The 19,340-nt window shown below is 69.8% G+C and carries 18 protein-coding genes; 10 read left to right on the top strand and 8 right to left on the bottom strand.

The window, feature by feature from the left end:
- Positions 1 to 26 precede the first annotated feature (26 nt).
- The gene (locus V3W47_RS11465; protein WP_331825343.1) at positions 27 to 935 is read right to left on the bottom strand and encodes an SDR family oxidoreductase; all 909 of its coding nucleotides are present in this window, start codon (positions 933 to 935) and stop codon (positions 27 to 29) included.
- On the bottom strand, positions 932 to 1,858 hold the full coding sequence (locus V3W47_RS11460) for a helix-turn-helix domain-containing protein (protein WP_331825342.1): 927 nt from the start codon (positions 1,856 to 1,858) through the stop codon (positions 932 to 934). Before V3W47_RS11460 ends, V3W47_RS11465 begins: the two co-directional genes overlap by 4 nt.
- A 175-nt stretch (positions 1,859 to 2,033) precedes the next feature.
- On the opposite strand from V3W47_RS11460, the gene V3W47_RS11455 reads away from it, so the two are divergent.
- Both V3W47_RS11455 and V3W47_RS11450 read left to right on the top strand, forming a co-directional pair.
- Positions 2,034 to 2,891, top strand: coding sequence for a DUF1206 domain-containing protein (locus V3W47_RS11455; RefSeq protein ID WP_331825341.1), 858 nt, complete (start codon positions 2,034 to 2,036; stop codon positions 2,889 to 2,891).
- Positions 2,892 to 3,014: 123 nt separating this feature from the next.
- The gene (locus V3W47_RS11450; protein WP_331825340.1) at positions 3,015 to 3,179 is read left to right on the top strand and encodes a glycine zipper domain-containing protein; all 165 of its coding nucleotides are present in this window, start codon (positions 3,015 to 3,017) and stop codon (positions 3,177 to 3,179) included.
- Positions 3,180 to 3,189: 10 nt separating this feature from the next.
- Here the strand turns inward: V3W47_RS11450 and V3W47_RS11445 are convergent, their stop codons facing one another.
- Positions 3,190 to 4,386 (bottom strand): molybdopterin molybdotransferase MoeA, encoded by a 1,197-nt coding sequence (locus V3W47_RS11445; RefSeq protein WP_331825339.1) that lies wholly within the window; start codon positions 4,384 to 4,386, stop codon positions 3,190 to 3,192.
- 131 nt (positions 4,387 to 4,517) lie between these two features.
- Here V3W47_RS11445 and V3W47_RS11440 point away from each other — a divergent pair, with 131 nt between their 5' ends.
- On the top strand, positions 4,518 to 4,997 hold the full coding sequence (locus tag V3W47_RS11440) for an FKBP-type peptidyl-prolyl cis-trans isomerase (RefSeq protein WP_331825338.1): 480 nt from the start codon (positions 4,518 to 4,520) through the stop codon (positions 4,995 to 4,997).
- A gap of 111 nt (positions 4,998 to 5,108) precedes the next feature.
- On the opposite strand, the gene V3W47_RS11435 is transcribed toward V3W47_RS11440, so the two are convergent.
- The 3 genes from V3W47_RS11435 to V3W47_RS11425 form a co-directional block, all read right to left on the bottom strand.
- Positions 5,109 to 5,900 carry an FAD binding domain-containing protein gene (locus V3W47_RS11435; RefSeq protein WP_331825337.1) on the bottom strand — a complete coding sequence of 264 codons (792 nt, stop codon included), beginning with the start codon at positions 5,898 to 5,900 and terminating at the stop codon, positions 5,109 to 5,111.
- A 97-nt stretch (positions 5,901 to 5,997) separates the two neighbouring features.
- Positions 5,998 to 8,391 carry a xanthine dehydrogenase family protein molybdopterin-binding subunit gene (locus tag V3W47_RS11430; RefSeq protein ID WP_331825336.1) on the bottom strand — a complete coding sequence of 798 codons (2,394 nt, stop codon included), beginning with the start codon at positions 8,389 to 8,391 and terminating at the stop codon, positions 5,998 to 6,000.
- 108 nt (positions 8,392 to 8,499) lie between these two features.
- Positions 8,500 to 9,000: a (2Fe-2S)-binding protein gene (locus tag V3W47_RS11425; RefSeq protein WP_331825335.1), complete on the bottom strand. Its 501-nt coding sequence runs from the start codon at positions 8,998 to 9,000 to the stop codon at positions 8,500 to 8,502.
- Between the two features lie 536 nt (positions 9,001 to 9,536).
- Here V3W47_RS11425 and V3W47_RS11420 point away from each other — a divergent pair.
- From V3W47_RS11420 to V3W47_RS11390, 7 genes are all read left to right on the top strand, one after another.
- Positions 9,537 to 10,676 (top strand): NAD(P)/FAD-dependent oxidoreductase, encoded by a 1,140-nt coding sequence (locus V3W47_RS11420; RefSeq protein WP_331825334.1) that lies wholly within the window; start codon positions 9,537 to 9,539, stop codon positions 10,674 to 10,676.
- 167 nt (positions 10,677 to 10,843) lie between these two features.
- Complete coding sequence (locus tag V3W47_RS11415) at positions 10,844 to 11,365, top strand: DUF4388 domain-containing protein (RefSeq protein ID WP_331825333.1); 522 nt, start codon at positions 10,844 to 10,846, stop codon at positions 11,363 to 11,365.
- Between the two features lie 430 nt (positions 11,366 to 11,795).
- Positions 11,796 to 14,567 (top strand): valine--tRNA ligase, encoded by a 2,772-nt coding sequence (locus V3W47_RS11410; protein WP_331825332.1) that lies wholly within the window; start codon positions 11,796 to 11,798, stop codon positions 14,565 to 14,567.
- A 92-nt stretch (positions 14,568 to 14,659) separates the two neighbouring features.
- Positions 14,660 to 15,145: a hypothetical protein gene (locus V3W47_RS11405; RefSeq protein ID WP_331825331.1), complete on the top strand. Its 486-nt coding sequence runs from the start codon at positions 14,660 to 14,662 to the stop codon at positions 15,143 to 15,145.
- A 10-nt stretch (positions 15,146 to 15,155) separates the two neighbouring features.
- Positions 15,156 to 15,638, top strand: a complete 483-nt coding sequence (locus tag V3W47_RS11400; protein ID WP_331825330.1) for a P-loop nucleotide/nucleoside kinase family protein — start codon at positions 15,156 to 15,158, stop codon at positions 15,636 to 15,638.
- A 155-nt stretch (positions 15,639 to 15,793) separates the two neighbouring features.
- Positions 15,794 to 16,528 (top strand): YebC/PmpR family DNA-binding transcriptional regulator, encoded by a 735-nt coding sequence (locus V3W47_RS11395; protein WP_331825329.1) that lies wholly within the window; start codon positions 15,794 to 15,796, stop codon positions 16,526 to 16,528.
- A gap of 81 nt (positions 16,529 to 16,609) precedes the next feature.
- Positions 16,610 to 16,960, top strand: coding sequence for a hypothetical protein (locus V3W47_RS11390; protein ID WP_331825328.1), 351 nt, complete (start codon positions 16,610 to 16,612; stop codon positions 16,958 to 16,960).
- A 111-nt stretch (positions 16,961 to 17,071) separates the two neighbouring features.
- On the opposite strand, the gene V3W47_RS11385 is transcribed toward V3W47_RS11390, so the two are convergent.
- A complete protein-coding gene (locus tag V3W47_RS11385) occupies positions 17,072 to 17,605 on the bottom strand; it encodes a GNAT family N-acetyltransferase (protein ID WP_331825327.1) in 534 nt (177 codons plus the stop codon).
- Between the two features lie 170 nt (positions 17,606 to 17,775).
- A complete protein-coding gene (locus V3W47_RS11380; protein WP_331825326.1) occupies positions 17,776 to 19,296 on the bottom strand; it encodes an amidohydrolase in 1,521 nt (506 codons plus the stop codon).
- Positions 19,297 to 19,340 lie beyond the last annotated feature (44 nt).

Raw genomic sequence — 19,340 nt, 5'->3', positions numbered from 1 at the left:
GTTACCGGAAGAGGTGGGGGAAGGGTTCAAACCTGATCCGGCGTGATCACCTGCCCACTCAGCACGTCCCGGAGCCAGTTGCCCCAGTGCGGTTTCCGACCGTCCACGTCCGTGAAGCCGTACTCGTCCATCAGGGTCCACGAGGCGAGGGCGCGTCCGTTGAAGCGGCGTTTGTCGGGGTCGGCGGCGAGCGCGGCGATGGCCCGACCCACGAAGCGCGGCGTCTCGGACTCGGCGAAGTTGGGGTCTCGGGTGACGGCATCGCGCCAGCGGGCCTCCACCACCCCGAAATGGGCCAGCATTTCCTCGCTTCTGAGGTAGCCGGGCGTGACGCTCACGCTGGTGATACCGCGCGGGTCGCCCTCCAACTCATGTGCCCAGCCCTGCGCGAGCCGCATCACGCCCGTTTTGGTGAGGTCGTAGATCAGGTTGCCCCGGTAGGTCCAGCCGTCGCCGTCCGTGACCTCCACGATGAGACCGCCGGGACGCAGAAGCGGTAGAAGATACCGACCGGTGACAAGGTGGGACCACAACCCGCCTAGGGCGAGTGCGCGGGCCTTGCCGAGGTCCAGTTCCCACGCCTTCCTGCCCCATTCGCTGTGCCGTTCGCCACCCCACACGTCGTTCACCAGCACGTCGAGGCCGCCGAACTCCGCCCGGACGCGTTCCGCGAGCGCCCCCACGTCGGATTCGCTGAGGTGGTCGCACCTCACCGCAATCCCAGCGCCGCCCGCCGCCGTCACGAGGTCCGCCGTCTCCTCGATGGTCTCGGGGCGGCCCCGGCTCACGCCCAGCTCGCTCAGGCCCGCGCGGGTGGAACGGCCCGTGCAAAGGACGGTCGCGCCCAGCGCCCCCAGTTCGGCGGCGATGCCCCGGCCCGCCCCGCGCGTGGCCCCGGCGACGACGGCCACCCGCCCGGTCAGCGGCCCGCTCATCCCCGCGCCCCGGCCACGTCCGCCCGCCGCCCGAACAGCATCGGGTCGGCGTCCAGCCGCACGCCCAGCCGCCACAGCCACGCGCTCAGGACGTGGCGGCGGTGCGCGTCCACGGTGAGGACGTGCGCGAGCATCCCGCCGTAGGGGAAGACCTCGGGCGGCTCGCACAGGGCGTCCACGAAAGTCTGCCGCCACCGGCCCTCCGCCTGCACCTCGCGGGCCAGCGCCCGGAAGGCGGGAAAGGCGACGCTCAGCCGCGCCTCCAGCCCGTCCGGCGTGCGGTCGCGGCTCTCCTGGGGCAACTCGCCGCCGCGCACCGCCGCGACCCAGACCTCCTTGTTGAACACCAGCTTGTCGAGCAGGTCGCGCAGGGTGCGGTCGGGCGTCTCGAAGGTCAGGGGGTGTGCCTCGCCGAGCGGCGTGTCGAGTGCCCCGTCGGGCAGGGTGCGGGCGTGCGCGAGGGCCTGACGGACGAACGCCTCGTCGAAGGTGAGCAGGTGGTCGAGCAGGTCCATATGGTCCTCCGTTCGCAGGGCGACGCCCAGGGGTTGAAAGTGGATGCCGCTGGGGGCGGGCAGGAGGTGGGAGCGCAGCCCGGCGCGGCGGTACAGGCTCGGCGAGGTCCCGTAGGCGCGGGCAAAGGCGCGCGTGAAGCCCTCCAATGACCCGAACCCCGCCTCCAGCGCCACCTCCGTCACGCTCGCCGCCGTGCGCCGGAGCGTCCACGCGGCCCGCTCCAGCGTCAGCCGACGGCGAAAGGCGGCGGGACCCTCCCCGAAACGTGCCCGGAAGAGCCGCGCGGCGTGCGAGCGGCTGAGGTTCGCGCCGTGCGCCACGTCCTCACCCCGCCGCTCCTCGCCCAGCTCTCCCAGCAGCAGGACGAGGAGAACTCCGGCCCGGTCTTTGCCCCCCGTGGTCGCCATGCCCCCCCAGCGTAGGCCGGAGCGAGAAGGCGTGCCTGACCGTTTGTGCGCTCCCGCCTGCCGTTCACGGTTGAGAGCTGACCGCTGACGGCTGATGGCTGACCATCCCCCCACCTCAAGGGACGCCGAACCCCCACCCACGCCCCATCAGCTTGCCTGACGCAGACTGGGCCAAATGGCAGAGCTTAAGGATGTGGGCGGACGCCTGCGGGCGGAAGCGGCACGGGAGGCGGCGCGGGCGGTCCCCGGCATCGAGGCGCTGGCCCGCTTCGGGTACGCGAGCAAGGGGGTGGTGTATGCCACGGTGGGCGGCCTCGCGCTGAGCGTCGCGCTGGGGCGGGGGGGCGCGACCACCGACACGCAGGGGGCGCTGCTGCGGCTTCAGGACCTGCCGCTGGGCACGTTCCTGACCCTGCTGCTCGTCGTCGGGCTGGTCGGGTACGCGCTGTGGCAGGGGCTGCGCGCGGTTCTCGACCCGGAGCGGCAGGGCAGCGGGGCGAACGGTATCGTCAAGCGGGTGGGCTACGGGATGAGCGCCGCCGTGAACGTGGGCGTGGCGATCTTCGCGGCCCGGCTGGCGACCCAGGGCAGCGCCCCGCGCAACCAGAACAGCGAGGGGGAGGCCGCCCGCCGGGTCCTCGACCTGCCCGGCGGTCAGGCGTTGCTGACGCTGGCGGGCCTCGCCCTGCTGGCGGTGGCGGCCAATCAGCTCTACGCCGCCTCCGGGGCGAAATTCATGAAGCGCATGGCCTTCAGCGACCTGGGGCCGGGGCCGACGCGCACCCTGCAACGGGTCGGGCAGGTCGGCGTCGGGGCGCGCGGGTTGCTGCTGGGCCTGATCGGCGTATTCTGCCTCGTGGGCGCGTGGCAGGGCGACTCCAACCCGGTGCTGGGCACCTCCGAGGTCCTGACCTGGCTGCGCGGGCAACCCGCCGGGAACCTCCTGCTGGGTGCCGTCGCCCTGGGCACCCTCGCCTACGGCGTGTGGTGCGCGGTGCAGGCGCGGTATCGCCGGATTCAGGTCCGGGGGTAGGCACGCCGGGCTGAGGGCCGACCGCTGCTCCCCGCCGTCGACCCGGTGAGTGCCGAGGCGCTCGTGCCGTGGTTGACCGGGGAAGGGGGGAACGCACGTGGCCCGCCCCGCGTATCCACCGTCATGAGACAACCCTCTCAGCGGCCAGGCCTCCGGCTCGGTCTCGGCTTCGCCATCGGCGTGAGTGTGGGGGTCGCCACGGGCAGCCCCGTCATAGGACTCGCCGTCGGACTTGCCATCGGACTCGCGCTGGCGGTGACGCCGCGCCGTCGCCCGACGCGAGAATGAAGTCCTGGTCCTACAGCAACACGACCTCCACCTCGTCGCCCGCCTCCACCCGCACCCCCTCCGGCACGATCACCAGGGCACCCGTGTCGCTCAGCGAGCGCAGGACGCCGCTGCTCTGCCTCGGGTAGTCGTGGACCTGCCCGTCCCGAAGGGTCGCGCGCCAGAACGCCGTCTTGTCGGGCAGGGTGCGAAAGGCCGTGCCCGCCCGCAGCCGCAACGTTTGGAGGGGGTGCCCGGTGAGTGCGGGGCGGACGATGACGTGGAAGACGACGAGGCTGCTCACCGGGTTCCCCGGCAGCCCGAAGACGGGCAGGCCGTTCCAGCCGCCGAGGAGGGCCGGGCCGCCGGGCCGCATCCGCACCTTCCAGAAGGCGACCCGCCCGTGGTCGATCAGCAGGTCGCGCATGAAGTCGTACCTTCCCATGCTGACCCCGCCGCTCGTGAGCAGCACGTCCGCGCCGCCCGCCCCCGCGATGACCTCCCGCAGCGCCTCCGGGCGGTCGGGCGCGTGGCCGAGGGGCAGCACGTCGCAGCCGCACTCCTCCAGCATGGCGGCCAGGCCGTAGCGGTTGGAGTCGTACACCTGGCCGGGGGACAGGGCCTCGCCGGGTTCGATCACCTCGTCCCCGGTGGAGAGCAGCGCGACCCGCAGGCGGCGGCGCACGGGAACGCGGGCGTGGCCGAGCGCGGCGGCGAGCGCCACACGCGGCGGGGTGAGGACGGCACCCGCCTCCAGCACCTGTTCCCCCGCCCGGAAGTCCTCGCCCTCGCGGCGCACGTCGCCGGGACTGGCGGGCCGCGTGAGGAGGACGTGAAGTCTGCCGTCCTGGGTCAACCGCTCCACCGGGGTGATCGCGTCGGTGCCGGGTGGCAGGGGAGCGCCCGTGTAAATGAGGACGCACTGGCCGGGGCCGACCGTGCCCGTGAAGGGAACGCCGGCACGGCTCTCGCCGACTATCCGCAGGCGGACGGGGGTATCCGGGCCAGCGCCCAGCGTGTCCCCCTCCCGCGCGGCGATGCCGTCGAGGGCACTCTCGGTCGCGCTGGGGTGGCTCACGCGGGCGGCGAGCGGCGCGGCGAGGGTGCGGCCCCGCGCCTGAGAGAGCGGCACGTCCTCCTGGCCGGGGTCGGGCAGCAGCGCCGCGAGCATGTCCCGCGCCTCCTGCACGCTGACGAACATCGGGAAGTCCGGCGGTGGGCGCGTCATGGGGGCAGGATAGGGCGGCGGCTGGCCCGCGCCTTCCCCACTCTTTTCCTTTCGTGAAGGCCGACGCGCGGCGGCGGGGTACACTCCGGGGGCAAGCTGGCCCCCGAAATACTCAGAAACGGAGAACGTCCATGAACATCACGCAAGACAAGGTTGTGGAACTCGATTACGTCCTCAAGGTGGAGGGCGAGGTCGTGGATCAGAGCGAGGCGGGCGAGCCGCTGACCTACCTCCACGGCCACAGCAACATCATTCCGGGGCTGGAGCGCGCCCTGGAGGGCAAGAAGGCGGGCGACAGCCTCCACGTCACCGTCCAGCCGGAAGACGGCTACGGCGAGCGCGACGAGGACAACGTGGAGGACCTCGACCGCGCCGACTTCGACGACGAGGTGGAGATCGGCGCGACCTACTACGCCCAGGCGGAAGACGGCAGCGTTCTGCCCTTCACCGTCGTCTCCGTGGAGGGCGACACCGTGCAGGTGGACTTCAACCCGCCCCTCGCCGGAATGGTCCTGAACTTCGATGTGACCGTCAAGAGCGTCCGCGACGCGACGAGCGAGGAACTGGACCACGGGCACGCGCACGCGGCGGGGATGCACGACCACGAGTAAGCGGTGAGTGGAAAGTGGTGAGTGGGAAAAGAGGAAGGTGGGCCATCCCGATTGGGGCGGCCCACCTTCCTCTTTGTGCTGGTCGCTGGAAGCTGGGGGCTGGCCGCCCCGCTACACCCTCGCCGCCCCCCGAGCCGCGAGCACGTCCACCAGATGCGCCCGGTACTCGGGGCTGGCGAAGCGGTCGCCGAGGAGGTCGGCGGATTCGACGAGGCCCGTTCCGGCAGGCTGCCCGGCGTTCAACCGTTCTTCTAACCGCGTGAGACGCGCGGCTTTCTCTCCCGCCCCCGTGTAGGCGGCCCGAATCTGCCCGTCCGCGTGACGGGCGAGGGCGATGCCGACGATGGCGTAGTGGCTCGCCGGGTGCTTGAACTTCTCGTAGGCGCTGGCCTGAACGTTCCTCGGAACGCGGAGGTGGGTGAGCAGTTCGCCGGGCTGGACCGCGCTCTCGAACATGCCCAGGAACATCTCGTCGGCGGGCACGACGCGCTCACCCTCCATGCCCCGGATGACGAACTCCACCCCGAGGGCGAGGGCCGCCGCCGGGTAGTCCGCGCTGGGATCGGCGTGCGCCAGCGAGCCGCCGATGGTGCCCCGGTTGCGGACCATCGGGTCGCCGACGTAGCCCGCCACCTCAGGGAAGAGGGAGAGCTGAGAACGCAGAATCTGCGCGTGCGTGGTCATCGCCCCGACCACGAACACGTCGCCCTCCTCGCGGATGCCTTTCATCTCCTCGATGCCGAACACGTCGAGCAGCGCGGGCGGCTGCGCGAGCCGGAGCTTCATCGCGGGCAGAAGCGAGTGCCCCCCAGCAATCACCTTGAGGTCGGGATTGGCGGCCATCGCGGACAGCGCCTCGTCGACGGAGTGGGCTTTCTGGTAGTCGAAGTTGGTTGGGTACATGTTGCCTCCCGTTGGTCGGCGTCGAGGGGTCATGGGTCGAGGAGTCGAGAGCACCGCATTTTCTTGACTCCTCGACCTTTAGACTTCTCGACTCATCTCAGTCGTCCGCCGCCTGCCCCATCCCTGCCGCCCGCGCGTCCCGGACCGCCTTCCACACCTTCTCGCTCGTGTAGGGCATGTCCAGATGCTCGATCCGGCACTCGTGCCACAGGGCGTCCATCACCGCGTTGGCGACGGCGGCGGTGGAGGCGATGGTGCCCGCCTCGCCGATGCCCTTCACGCCGAGGGGGTTGTGGGGGCTGGGCGTGACGGTGTGATCGATCTGGAAGGTCGGGAGGTCGTCGGCGCGGGGCACGGCGTACTCCATGAACGTTCCGGCGAGGAAGTTGCCCTCGTCGTCGTAGGCGGCGTCCTCCCACAGCGCCTGCCCCGCCCCCTGCGCGATGCCGCCGTGGACCTGCCCCTCGGCAATCAGCGGGTTGATGAGGGGGCCGCAGTCGTCCACGCAGCCGTAGCCGCGCAGCTTGACGTGCCCGGTGTCCGTGTCGATCTCCACGACCGCGACGTGGGTGCCGAAGGGGTACACGAAGTTCTTGGGGTCGTAGAAGGCGGTCGCCTCCAGCCCCGGCTCCATGCCCTCGGGGAGGTTGTGCGCGAGGTGGGCCATCAGGGACACGTCGAAAAAGGTCTTGGCCTGCTCCGGCGCGCCCTTGATGCAGAAGACGCCGCCCTCGTGCTCCACGTCCTCCTCGGACGCTTCCAGCAGGTGCGCGGCGATCTTCTTCGCCTTCGCGGTGATCTTGCCGAGGGCCATCTTCAGGGCGCTGCCGCCCACCGCCGCGCTGCGGGAGCCGTAGGTGCCCCAGCCGTAGGGCATCCGGCCCGTGTCGCCGTGGATGAGGTCGATGTCCTCGATGGGGATTTGCAGCTCGTCGGCGGCGATCTGCGGAAAGGCCGTCTCGTGCCCCTGCCCGTGGCTATGCGAGCCAGTGTACAGCTCGACCTTGCCGGTGGGGTGGACGCGGACGAGGCTGCTCTCCCACTGTCCCGCCTGAGCGCCGAGCTGCCCGACGAGCGCGGACGGCGCGAGGCCGCACGCCTCCAGGTACGAGATGACGCCCACGCCGAGAATCTTATTCGTCCCCTTCATCCGCTCCTGCTCGGCGCGCAACTCGGGGTAGTTCATCATGTTCAGCGCCATGTCGAGCGCGGGTTCGTAGTCGCCGGAGTCGTACACGAGGGCCACGGGCGTCTGATAGGGGAACTCGTCGGGCTGGATGAAGTTCTTGCGCCGGAACTCGGTGGGGTCCACCCCCAGTTCGTGCGCCATTACGTCCACGATGCGCTCGATGAGGTATGTCGCCTCGGGTCGGCCCGCGCCCCGGTAGGCGTCCACGGGCACGGTGTTCGTCATCACGCCCGTCACCTTGACGTGAACGGCGGGGAACTTGTAGACGCCGTTCATCAGCGTCCCGTACAGGTACGTCGGGACGGCGGGTGCGAAGAGGGTGAGGTACGCGCCGAGGTTGGCGACCGTGTTCACCCGCAGCCCGAGCATCCGCCCGTCCGCATCCACGGCGAGTTCCGCCTCCGACTCGTGGTCGCGGCCCTGCATGTCGGAGACGAACGCCTCGCTGCGCCGCGCCGCCCACTTCACCGGGCGACCCAGCTTCTGCGCGGCGAGGAGGACGATGACCTCCTCCTGATACTGGAAGATTTTGGACCCGAAGCCCCCGCCCACGTCCGGGCTGATCACCCGCAGCTTGTGTTCGGGAATGCCCATCACGAAGGCCGCGAGGATCAGGCGGTGGATGTGCGGATTCTGCGAGGTCGTGTGGAGCGTGTATTCCCCGGACGCGGGCGCAAACTGCGCCAGGGACGCACGCGGCTCAATCGCGTTCGGCACGAGGCGATGGTTGCGGAGCTTGATCTTGACCGTCTTGTGTGCCCGGTTGAACGCCTCGTTCAGCGCCGTCTCGTCCCCGATCTCCCAGCGGAAGGCGACATTGCCGGGCACGTCGTCATGGACCTGCGCGGCACCCTGGGCGAGCGCGTCGCTGCCGAGGGCCACGGCGGGCAGCGCCTCGTACTCCACGTCGAGCAGCGCGGCGGCGTCCTCCGCCTGGGCGCGCGTCTCGGCGATCACGACCGCCACGATGTCCCCGACGTGATTGACCTCGCCCTGCGCGATGGCGTGGTGGGCGGGAATCTTCAGGTCGGGCAGCAGCCAGCCCGGTGGAATGGCCCCGATTCCGGCGGCCTTCACGTCCTCGCCCGTGAACACGGCGACCACGCCCGGCATCCCCTCCACCCCGCCCTTGTCGATGTTTCCGATGCGCGCGTGCGCGTAGGAACTGCGGACCATCGCCGCGTGGAGCATCCCGTGAACCACGAAGTCGTCGGTGTACTTCCCGGCCCCCGTGATGAAGCGCGGGTCCTCCTTGCGCTTGAGGGCCTGGCCCATGTACTTCTCGGGTCTGGATTCGGTCATTGGGTGCCTCCCTTTGGTTGGGGGTCTTACTGTCGAGGAGTCAAGGAGTCGAGGAGTCGAGGGCGACAGGTTTCTCAACTTCTCGACCTCTCGGCGGCTCGACCTTCTTCAATCGTCCGCCGCTTCCACCGCTTCCCGCCGCTCCTGCCCGGCCATCATCCCAGCGGCGTGCTGCACGGCCCGGACGATGTTGTGGTAGCCGGTGCAGCGGCAGTAATTGCCCTCCAGGTGAAGGCGGATGTCCTCCTCGCTGGGGCTGGGGTTGTGCTTGAGGAGTTCGGCGCTCGACATGATCATGCCGGGGGTGCAGAAGCCGCACTGGAGGCCGTGTTCCTCCCAGAAGCCTGTCTGGAGGGGATGCAGGGCGGCGGGCGTGCCGATGCCCTCGATGGTGGTCACGTCCATTCCGTCGGCCTGCACGGCGAGCAGGGTGCAGCTCTTCACCGCGTCGCCGTTCAGGTGGACGGTGCAGGCACCGCATTGCGAGGTGTCGCAGCCGACGTGGGTGCCCGTCAGACCGAGGTCCTCGCGCAGAAAATGCACGAGCAGGAGCCGGGGTTCCACGTCGCGGGTGTAGGGCTTGCCGTTCACGGTGACGGTCACGTTCATGCATGTCCTCCGGGGGGACGGGGGCGAATCAGGGCAGCCGGGCCGGGTTGTGTGTGCCCTGTATTGAATCACGAACTGAACGGTGAGGGGTGTGGGCCTGCACGCGGTCGGGCTTGGGCCGGGAGGTGGGGGAGTTGAGAGGTGCACGTTGCGGGAGGCCATGCCCGCTCATCCCCGCTCCTGCGGAGCTGTGCCAGTCCCAGCCTCCCCCTTCTGCAAGCAGCTCTCCGAGTCAAGGGAGAGGAGCTAGAAAGCCGGAGCCTCCGCTCTTTTTCTCCCTCTCCCCTCGTGGGTGACTCGCAGAGCCGCGAAGCGGAGGGCCGGGGTGAGGGGGCGTGTGACCACCTCCACCGCCCCATCCCCTCACCTCATCCCAACTACCGCCTTTCTCGTGATGAGATGAAGGCCCGCCTGATGCGGCGGGGCGGGTGGTCCGTGTAGACTGCCCGCACGACCGGGGGACCCCTCCGGCGGGTTTTTGTGGGTGCCGTCCGCCCCCGACCCCAACTCGTGAATTGGTTCACAGGAGTGACTGCATGAAGACCCTGATCCTCGGTGCCGGCTACGCGGGCCTCGCGGTAGCCACCAAGATGAAGCCCTTGCCCGACCTGGAGGCCCTGCTCGTCGAGCAAAACGCCTACCACACCTTCGAGACGCGTCTCCACGAGGCCGCCGCGCACAACACGCCGGTCACGCTGCCGCTCGCCCCGCTGCTGAGGGGCACGGGCGTCCATCTGGAGCAGGCGCAGGTGGAGGGCGTGGACGTGGACGAGAAGGAAGTGACCCTCAAGGACGGGCGCGTGCTGACCTACGACACGCTCGTGGTGGGCCTGGGGTCGGTGACGAACTTCTACCGCATCCCCGGCCTCGCCGAGAACGCCGCCGAACTCAAGCAGCTCACCGACGCGGACGAGATTTTCTCCTTCGTGAACCGCGCTTACGCGAGCGACTACGCGGGCAACCGCGACATCGTGGTGGGCGGCGCGGGCCTGACGGGCGTGGAACTCGTGACCGAACTCGCGCAGAGGGCCGAGCTGCTGAGCAAGGAGCGCGGGCTGCCGCCCTTCCAGATTTATCTCGTGGAGGCGGGGCCGAAGATTCTGCCCATCCTCGACGACGCCCTGCGGATGAAGGCCGAGAATACCCTGCGCGAGTACGGCATCCAGATTCTCGTCGGCCACCGCATCATGGCGGCCACCGCCGACAGCGTGACGGTACAGACGCAGGAGGGCGAGCAGAAGGTCTTGCAGGCGGGCAAGATCATCTGGACCGGCGGCATCCAGGCGCGCGACATCGTGAAGGGCGAGCGGCTGGAGAAGGGGCCGGGCGGGCGCATCGCCGTGGACGCCACCCTGCGCGCCAAGGGCTACCCCGACGTGTTCGTGATCGGTGACATGGGCCTGGCGCTCAATCAGGACGGCAAGCCCGTGCCCACGACCGCCCAGCACGCCGGGCAGCAGGGCCGCCTGACGGGCAAGAACGTCATGCGCCTGGCGCGCGGCGAGGAGCTGGAACCCTACGAGCCGACCACTCTCGGCGAGTTCGTCTCCCTCGGCGGCCTGATGGCCGTGGGCTGGATGAAACTTCCGTGGAACCAGAAGCTCGCCATCACGGGCGGCCTCGCCCACGTCATGAAGCGCGCCTCCGAGTGGCGCTGGCGGGCGAGCATCGACTGAGGCGCTGCTCGCGCCTGTCCAACCGTCAAAAGGTCTAACGGTCTATGGGGAGCTGCGTTCGCGTGGCTCCTTTTGCCTTTCTCTCCGTGGGCAGAACCTTTTCGGCCTTCGACGGTTAGACGGTCAGACGGTTAGACCTTTGGCCCATCAGCCTTTAGACTCGTCTCATGGTACGCGGCGACCTCGCGGTATTCCCCTTCCTGTCGGTGATGCAGATGCTGCTGTCCAGCGGGCGGAGCGGGCGGCTGAGCGTGACGCACGTGCGGGGGGGCGACCTGTGGCTGGGGCCGGGCGAACTCGTTCACGCGCGGGCGGGGGCGCTCTCGGGCGAGGCGGCGCTCCAACTGCTGAGCAGCCTCGACGGGGGCACCTTCACCTTCGACCCGGCGGGCGTGGCCCCCGAGCAGACCCTCGCGCTGCGGCGGGACGCGGCGTTGCGCCAGCTCATCGTGGACTCGGACGGCTGGGGCGCACTCCTGCGCGTCTTTCCCGACTGGGAGCGGCCCCTGCGCTTCACGCCGCGCTGGACGCAGGCGCAACCCGTGACGCGCGCCCAGTTCGTCGCCCTGAGCCACATCGGGGACGGTCTGTCCCTGCGCGCCGTGCTGGAGCGGGCGGGCGGCTCGCCCCAGGCCACACTGGAGACCCTGCGCCCCTTCCTGACGGCGGGCCTGATCGAGCTGGGGTAGAGGCCCCCCACCACTGCGCCACCTGGCCCATAGTCTCGCCGGACGGCTTTTCCTATACTGAGCCTTGCAGTGACCGGGAGGAGTACCCGGAAGGTGCGCCCACAGGAAGACCGCGCCGTGACTGAGAGCGGGGTCGGGAGGGCCGCCGGGGAAAGTCGCCCGCGAGCGTGACGGCAGAAGCCCCCTGGGGGTGTGTAGAGCCGTCCGGGAGCGCCCGTCAGCGCGCACACGAGCGCCGCGCCCGCATACGGGCCGGAACGGCGGTGGTACCACGGGATCAGGGCATGTGCCTCGTCTCGTCCGCACTCGGAGCGAAAGTTCCGGCGGACGAGGCGTTTTCGTTTGGAGGTTGCCATGATCCCTACCCTGGCCGTTCACGCCCCCCGCTTCCACCTTCCCAGAGTTCCGCTCCTGCCGAGGAACAACGACCATGACTGACACGACCCACGACCCCACCACCGAGGCCAACTCCGGCACCCTTGCCAAAGCCTTCGACCCCATCGCCATCGAACCCGCGTGGGCCGCCCGCTGGCGCACCGAGCCGTTCCGGGCGGACGCGAGCAGCGGTCGGGAACCCTTCACCATCGTCATTCCGCCGCCCAACGTGACGGGCAACCTGCACCTCGGGCACGCGCTCGACAACACCCTCATCGACACGCTGATCCGCTTCAAGCGCATGGCGGGCTTCGAGGCGCTGTACCTCCCCGGCATGGACCACGCGGGCATCAGCACGCAGGTGGTGGTGGAGCGGCAACTGGGGAACGAGGGCCTGACCCGCTTCGACCTGGGGCGCGAGGGCTTTCTGAACCGCGTGTGGGACTGGAAGGCCGAGTCGGGCGGCATGATCCTGAACCAGCTCACTCGCCTCGGCGTGAGCGTGGACTGGACGCGCGAACGCTTCACGATGGACGAGGGCCTCTCCCGCGCCGTGCGCGCCCAGTTCGTGCGGCTGTACCACGAGGGGCTGGCCTACCGGGGCGAGCGCATCGTGAACTGGGACCCGGCGGCGCAGACGACCCTCTCGGAACTGGAGATCGACCGGGAAGTGCGGAAGGGGAAGATGACGACCCTCAGCTACAGGCTGGAGGACCCGACCACGCCCGCCAGCAACGGAGACCCCGGCGAAATCCGCATCGCCACCGTGCGCCCGGAGACGATCTTCGCGGATCAGGCCATCGCCGTGCATCCGGGGGACGAGCGCTTCACGCACCTCATCGGCAAGCAGGCACGCATCCCTCTCACCGACCGCTCCATCCCCATCATCGCGGACGAGGCGGTGGAGCGGGAGTTCGGCGTCGGGGCGCTGAAGATCACGCCTGCCCACGACCCGACCGACTTCGAGATCGGGGAGCGGCACGGCCTCGCGCGGCCCAGTGTGATCGACCTGCACGGCAACCTCGCTGGCGACCTCGTGCCCGAAGCCTTCCGGGGCATGGAACGCTTCGCCGCGCGCAAGGCGGTGGTGGCGGCCCTCACCGAGTCCGGCGACCTCATCGAGGAGAGGGACCACGACACCGCCATCGGCCTCTCGGAGCGGACGAAGGTGCCCGTGGAACCCATCGTGTCTACGCAGTGGTTCGTCCACATGAAGCCGATGGCCGAGCAGGTGCTCGCCGGGCTGGACGCGGGAGAGGTTCGGCTCACGCCCGAGCGGTACACGAAGGTCAACCGCGACTGGCTGGAGAACATCCGCGACTGGAACATCAGCCGCCAGCTCTGGTGGGGACACCAGATTCCCGCGTGGTACGACGACGAGGGCCGCGTCTACGTGCCCGACCCCGAGACCCCCGACCTCGACTGCGATCAGGACCCCCGGTACGCGCACCTCACCCTCCGGCGTGACCCCGACGTGTTCGACACGTGGTTTTCCTCCAACCTCTGGCCCTTCTCGACGCTGGGGTGGCCGGACACCGACGCCGAGGACTTCCGCAAGTTCTACCCGACGCAGGTGCTCGTGACGGGGTACGACATCCTGTTCTTCTGGGTGGCGCGCATGGAGATGGCGGGGTATCACTTCACAGGGCAGGTCCCCTTCTCCACGGTGATGCTTCACGGCCTGTACCTCGACGCGAAGGGCCAGAAGATGTCCAAGAGCAAGGGCAACGGCATCGACCCCCTCGAACTCTTCGACACCTACGGGGTGGACGCCTGCCGCTTCGCCTTCACCAGCCTCTCGACGGGCGGGCAGGACATCCGGCACGACCCCCGCCGCTTCGAGCAGGGGCGTAACTTCACCAACAAGCTGTGGAACGCGGCCCGCTTCGCCCTGCTGCGTTTGGCGGAGGGGGTGCCCAACCTCACCGGAGACGACGCCCTGACCCGCTACGTGCGCGCCGCCGTGGACCCGCAGGAGGGCGAAATGCTCCGCAGCCGCGACGCCCTCGCCCACCTCCGCACCCGTCCCGACCTCACCACGCTGGCCGACCGCTGGATCATCAGCCGCCTGGACGCCGTGACCGCCGAGGCGACCGCCCAGCTTGAGGAGTACGACATCGGGGCCGCGATCCGCACCCTGTACTCGTTCACCTGGGACGAGTTCTGCGACTGGTACATCGAGGCGGCCAAGCCCGCGCTCGCGGAGGGAAGGCTCGGCACGCTGGCGACCCTCAAGGCGGTGCTGGAACACATCCTCAAGCTGCTGCATCCCTTCATGCCCTTCATCACGTCGGAGCTGTACGCCGCGCTGGGGCACCGCCGTCAACTCGCCCTGCACTCGTGGCCGCAGCCCGACCCGGCCCTGCACGACGCGGAGGCCACCCGCGCCTTCGACGCCCTGCGCGCCGCCGTGGCCTCCGCCCGCAGCCTCAAGAGCGAACTCGGCCTCGCGCCGCAAGACCGCCTCGGCGTGGTGGTGGAGGGCGACCTCGCCGCCGTGGTGCGGCAGAACGCCCGCGTGGTGGAGGGCATCGCCCGCGTGACGCTGGAGGACACGCTGGAGGGCCGCACCCTCTCCGCCGTGGAGCGGGGCGTGACCGTCCGCGCGCCGCTGGAGGGCACCGTGGACGTGCAGGACTGGCTCGCCAAGCAGCGCAAGCGCCTCGCCGAGTTCGACAAGCAGATCAGGCAGGCGCAGGGCAAGCTGGGCAACGAGGGTTTCGTGGCCCGCGCCCCCGCCGAGGTCATCGAGGAGGAGCGGCGGCGGGTGGCGGACTTCGGGGCACAGAAGGCGCGGTTGGAGGAGGTGCTGGGGCAGTTCGCGTGAGGGGAAGGGGTTAGGAGTGAGGGAGAGGAGGCCCCTGTGCCCGGAGAGGGTGGCGGGGGCCTTCCGTTGATTCGCAGTCCTATCCTGGGGTTATGAAGCTCAGGCACGCCGTTCTCACCGCTGCCCTGTTGTCGGCGTGCAGCCCCGGCCTCGACCTCTACACGCCGCCGGATGCGCGGGACTACGTGGCGCTCTGTGCCCGTGAGAGGGCATTGGGCTGCCAAGCCATCCTGCCCGTTCTGAGCACGGTGCAAGGAGAGGTGACTGTTCTGCTCGTCAACGGAGAGGATGAGCCAGAGATCACCGAGTCACTGGCCGGAAAGGGAGTCAGCCTCAACGACTTCCTGACCTCGGTGGAGGCGGAGGAGTACGCCCGTGCCAATATCTTCCTCGCCTCCGAATTGCGATCAGGTCAGATGCAGACGTTGGACGGTAAGACACATACCGTCGAGTGTCGGTTGGAGGGGGGTACGGAGCTGTGCCGGATTGACGGCGGAATCGAGGGCTTCAACAAGTTGGAGGGGTTGAACGGCAGGAGGGGCAGCGTCTACCTCATGACGGGGCTTCTGCCGTTCTAGGATTCTGCATGTGCCCACCCTCCACCTCCTCGTCGGGCTGCCCGGCTCCGGCAAGACCACGCTGGCGCGGCGGCTGGAGGAGGAACACGCGGCCCTGCGCCTCACACCCGACGAGTGGATGACGCCCCTCTTCGGCGCGGGTGAGGCGGACGGGAAGCGGGACGTGCTGGAGGGCCAGCTCCTGTGGGGCGTGGCGGCGCGGACCCTGACCCTCGGCGTAAGCGTGGTGCTGGACTACGGGCTGTGGTCGCGGGCAGAGCGCGAGGAGTTCCGGGCACGTGGCGAGGCGCTGGGCGTCCGGGTGGAATTGCACGTGCTGGACGTACCGCTGGAGGAGTTGTGGCGGCGGCTGGAGGCGAGAAACCGGGCCCTGCCGCCGAACACCTTCCCCGTCACGCGGGCGGAACTGGACGAGTGGCTGGGCTGGTACGAGCCGCCGACGGGGGAGGAGCGGGCACGGTACGCGAATGGGGGAGGGGGGCAGGGGGAGTGAGCGCAGGCTGCCGAACGCTTGCCATCGACCTGAGAGGGACGCGGTAGAATGCTTTGCATCACGCGCCCCCGCCGTCCCGGGAGAGCGCGTTTCCCATGAGGGACACAGCCCTTGAGGACACAGCCCGTAGGGGACACAGCAAGGAGACATTGAACATGGCCGGTCACAGCAAATGGGCGCAGATCAAGCGCAAGAAGGGCGCGAACGACAAGAAGCGGAGCGCGATGTACTCCAAACACATCCGCGCGATTCAGGCGGCGGTGCGGTCGGGCGGCAGCGGCGACCCGGCGGCGAACCTCAGCCTGAAAAACGCCATCGCGGCGGCGAAGGCCGACACCGTGCCCGCCGACAACATCGAGAACGCGATCAAGCGCGCGGTGGGGGCCGCCGAGGGAGCCGCCGAGTACAAGGAAGTGACCTACGAGGGCTACGGCCCCGGCGGCACGGCGATCTTCATCGAGACCCTGACCGACAACGTGAACCGCACGGTGGCCGACATTCGCGCCGTGTTCAACAAGCGCGGTGGAAGCCTGGGCACCAGCGGCTCGGTCGCGTGGCAGTTCGAGAAGAAGGGCGTGATCCTCCTCCCCGACGCCTCGGAGGCCGCCCAGGAGGCCGCCATCGAGCATGGGGCCGACGACATTCAGGAGTCCGAGGACGGCCTGGAGATCAGCACCGCGCCCAACGACCTCTACGCCGTGCAGGACGCGCTGGCGTCGGCGGGCTTCCGGGCCGAGAGCGGGCAGATCACCATGATCCCCAGCAACACGGTCGCGGTGAGCGGGGATGACGTGCGAAAGCTCATGACCCTGATCGACTCGCTCGAGGACCTCGACGACGTGCAGAACGTGTACTCCAACGCGGAGCTGCCGGAGGACGTGGAGGCGTAGGGCAAGCAGAGGGCGGCGGCTTAAGGGACTTCCCAGGCCGCCGCCCTTCTCTTTGCTCGGTCCTGCGCCTTACCCTGCGGCATGGCCTACCAGGGAACGCTCGGCGACGGCGCGACGGTGACGGTGGAGAACGAGGGCGGGCAGACCCAGGTTCAGGTCCACAAGGGCGGGCAGAATCAGGGCAGCGGCCTGACCACCGGGGCGTGGAAGGCCGCGCCGACGTTGTGGCAAATCTCCGGGCGTGCTGTGCTGGAGATCGAGGGCGACGGGAAGACGTACATCGAGATCAGCCGCCAGGGGGTGCGCTCGCTGGAACAGGCCCCCGACCTGAGCGGTGCTGCGAAGATCGAGCTGAGCGAGGTCGAAGATGGCGGCGGCATAGGTGGGATGAAACCGATGGAGCCGATGAAGCCGCTGGGAGAGGACGAGTAGGGTCGCCGGTCGGAATTGAGGCGAACCAAAACAGGGGGCAGTCTGGGGAATTGATCTGGGTCGCCCTTTTCCTTCGAATGTGGGGGTCGAGCGCGGCGCGTCGGCAACGGCTTACCGCGTCCGCTCCCACAGGATCAGGAGGCCGCCCTCTTCCTCGTCGTGGCGCTCGCCGACGCGCCGGAAGCCCGACTTCTCCAGCACTCGCACCGGGCCGATGTTCGTGTCCAGGCGTTCGGCGGTGACGCGCCGCACGTTCGGCTGGGTGAGCGCCCAGTCGGTCAGCGCGTGCGCCGCTTCGGTGGCGAGGCCGCGTCCCCAGGCCGAGGGGTTGAGTCCGTAGCCGATCTCGACCGTGCCGGAGGCGTCGGGCAGGCTCTTGCAACCTATCCCACCGACCACGGCGCGGTCGGCCTTCCCGATCAGGAGGCCGCCCCACGGGACCGTCTCGGGAGCGGTCCGAAGCTGTTCGGCGAGCATCGGGAAGAGGTCCAGTGAGTCGCCCGGCCACTCGGCGGGAAAGGTCACGTCCCACGTCTCCGGGCCGACTTCGATGGGCATGGTGAAGGTCTCACGCTCCAGGCGCGTTTCGATCACTTGCAGGGATGTGGCGACCAGGACCAGCCTGGCGGTTTCGAGCTTGAACATGCGGTGCATCCTTGAGAGTCGCCGCGCCGCCACCGGGCCGCGCGGGCAGAACGGAGGGGAACGTCAAGGAGAGGCAGCACCGTCATCAAGATCACCTCAGGCGGAGGGTAGTCCCCCGGAGGGCAGAGCGCCGGATGAAGCAGGAAGACCAGCTCTGGCAGGCCCTCCGCCTACAGCACCAGCGCCCGCGCATTCCCCCCCAGTCGGTCCCAGAGCGTGAAGGCCGCGCGGGCACCGGGACGGATAACGCCCTCGTCGTCCCACCCGGCGGCGAGGGCGGGGCCGCGTGTGTGCGCCCACAGCACGTCCATCTCGGTCAGCGCCTCCCCCGACGCGAGGGGCTGGCCCTCGTCGTCGCGGCGGGTGATCGCGGCGGCGAAGTTGGCGCGGTACTCCGGTGGCGCGACGGGCGCGTCCGACCCGAAGGCGAGGATGGCCCCGGCGTCCCGCAGGCGGCGGAAGGCGTAGCTCTCCCCCTCCAGATGCGGCAGCAGCGAGCGGATGAGGGGGCCGTCCGCGAGCAGGTGAATGGGCTGTACCCCCGCCGCGATGCCCCGGAAGCGCGGCAGGTCCTCGGGGCGGAGGTGCTGGGCGTGTTCGATCCGCAGGGGGACGCCCCTCCGCGCCGCGAGGTCGCGCAGGCCGTCGTAGGCGTCCAGCACCTCCGTGTTCGCCCGGTCGCCGATGGCGTGCGTGACGGGGGAGAGGCCCAGCCGCAGCGCCTCCGCCCCCCGCTCGCGGATGAGGGCGGGCGAGTCGAGCGGAATGCCCGTGCCGCTGCCGTCCGCGAAGCCGGGGGCGTGCAGCCAGGCGGTGCGACTGCCCAGCGCCCCGTCCGCGAAGAACTTGACCCCGCCCCACTGGAAGAGGCCACCCGGCCCCTCTCTGGAAACACTCTGCCCCAGCCCCAGCTCTCGGGCATGGTCCAGCCGCTCGTGGGGGAGGGAGGCCCACACCCGCAGCGGCAGTTCCCCCCGCGCGGCGAGCGCTTGCAGGGCGCGGGGGGCCTGAGCGTCCTCCGACGCCATCGTGTGCGCGCTGACATAGCCCCGCGCGGCGAGATCATCTGCCCCGGCCCTCGCCGCCCGCAGGTACTCCGCCTCGCTGGGGGCAGGCATGGCCCGCGCCACGAGGTCGGTCGCGTTCTCCAGCAGGGTGCCGAGGGGCCGCACGATCCGCCCGCCCTCGGGGTCCGGGGTCGCCCCCGTCACGCCCGCCAACCGCAGCGCCAGCGAGTTCGCCCAGGCGAGGTGCAGGTCGCGCGAGTACAGCAAGACCGGGTGGTGAGGGCTGACCTCATCGAGTGCCTGTGCCGCCGGGTAGTCGTTCAGGCCCAGCTCGCCGAGCAGGAAGCCGCCACCGCGAATCCACGTTCCGGCGGGCGTGTTCATCGTGCGCTGAAGGAGCTTCGCCTGCACCTCGGAGACGCTTCTCGCCCCCTGTAGCCCGAGTTCGGACAGGGAGAAGCCGTACCCGACAAGGTGGATGTGGGCGTCCGAAAGCCCCGGCGTCAGCAGCAGGTCGCGGTGGTCGAGCACCCCGGCGCGCGGCGCGAGGGCGGCCACCTCCTCGCGCGTGCCCACCGCCAGCACCCGCCCCCCCCCGACGAGCACGGCCCTGGCCTCCGGCTGGGCATCGTCGAGGGTCAGCGTGCGCGCGTGAATTACGGTCAGGTCAGGACGTGCAGTCACCCTCTCAGCCTAGAGCACCCGTGGCGGGACTTCCTCCTTCCCAG

The organism is Deinococcus sp. YIM 134068 (assembly GCF_036543075.1).
Taxonomy (GTDB): Bacteria; Deinococcota; Deinococci; order Deinococcales; family Deinococcaceae; genus Deinococcus; species Deinococcus lichenicola.
Note: the sequence above shows the minus strand (reverse complement) of the source record. Positions and strands in the feature narration are given on the sequence as shown.

Coding starts and splice junctions, on each gene's coding strand:
- V3W47_RS11465 (WP_331825343.1), bottom strand. CDS start 935: ATGAGCGGGCCGCTGACCGGGCGGGTGGCCGTCGTCGCCGGGGCCACG.
- V3W47_RS11460 (WP_331825342.1), bottom strand. CDS start 1,858: ATGGCGACCACGGGGGGCAAAGACCGGGCCGGAGTTCTCCTCGTCCTG.
- V3W47_RS11455 (WP_331825341.1), top strand. CDS start 2,034: ATGGCAGAGCTTAAGGATGTGGGCGGACGCCTGCGGGCGGAAGCGGCA.
- V3W47_RS11450 (WP_331825340.1), top strand. CDS start 3,015: ATGAGACAACCCTCTCAGCGGCCAGGCCTCCGGCTCGGTCTCGGCTTC.
- V3W47_RS11445 (WP_331825339.1), bottom strand. CDS start 4,386: ATGACGCGCCCACCGCCGGACTTCCCGATGTTCGTCAGCGTGCAGGAG.
- V3W47_RS11440 (WP_331825338.1), top strand. CDS start 4,518: ATGAACATCACGCAAGACAAGGTTGTGGAACTCGATTACGTCCTCAAG.
- V3W47_RS11435 (WP_331825337.1), bottom strand. CDS start 5,900: ATGTACCCAACCAACTTCGACTACCAGAAAGCCCACTCCGTCGACGAG.
- V3W47_RS11430 (WP_331825336.1), bottom strand. CDS start 8,391: ATGACCGAATCCAGACCCGAGAAGTACATGGGCCAGGCCCTCAAGCGC.
- V3W47_RS11425 (WP_331825335.1), bottom strand. CDS start 9,000: ATGAACGTGACCGTCACCGTGAACGGCAAGCCCTACACCCGCGACGTG.
- V3W47_RS11420 (WP_331825334.1), top strand. CDS start 9,537: ATGAAGACCCTGATCCTCGGTGCCGGCTACGCGGGCCTCGCGGTAGCC.
- V3W47_RS11415 (WP_331825333.1), top strand. CDS start 10,844: ATGGTACGCGGCGACCTCGCGGTATTCCCCTTCCTGTCGGTGATGCAG.
- V3W47_RS11410 (WP_331825332.1), top strand. CDS start 11,796: ATGACTGACACGACCCACGACCCCACCACCGAGGCCAACTCCGGCACC.
- V3W47_RS11405 (WP_331825331.1), top strand. CDS start 14,660: ATGAAGCTCAGGCACGCCGTTCTCACCGCTGCCCTGTTGTCGGCGTGC.
- V3W47_RS11395 (WP_331825329.1), top strand. CDS start 15,794: ATGGCCGGTCACAGCAAATGGGCGCAGATCAAGCGCAAGAAGGGCGCG.
- V3W47_RS11390 (WP_331825328.1), top strand. CDS start 16,610: ATGGCCTACCAGGGAACGCTCGGCGACGGCGCGACGGTGACGGTGGAG.
- V3W47_RS11385 (WP_331825327.1), bottom strand. CDS start 17,605: ATGTTCAAGCTCGAAACCGCCAGGCTGGTCCTGGTCGCCACATCCCTG.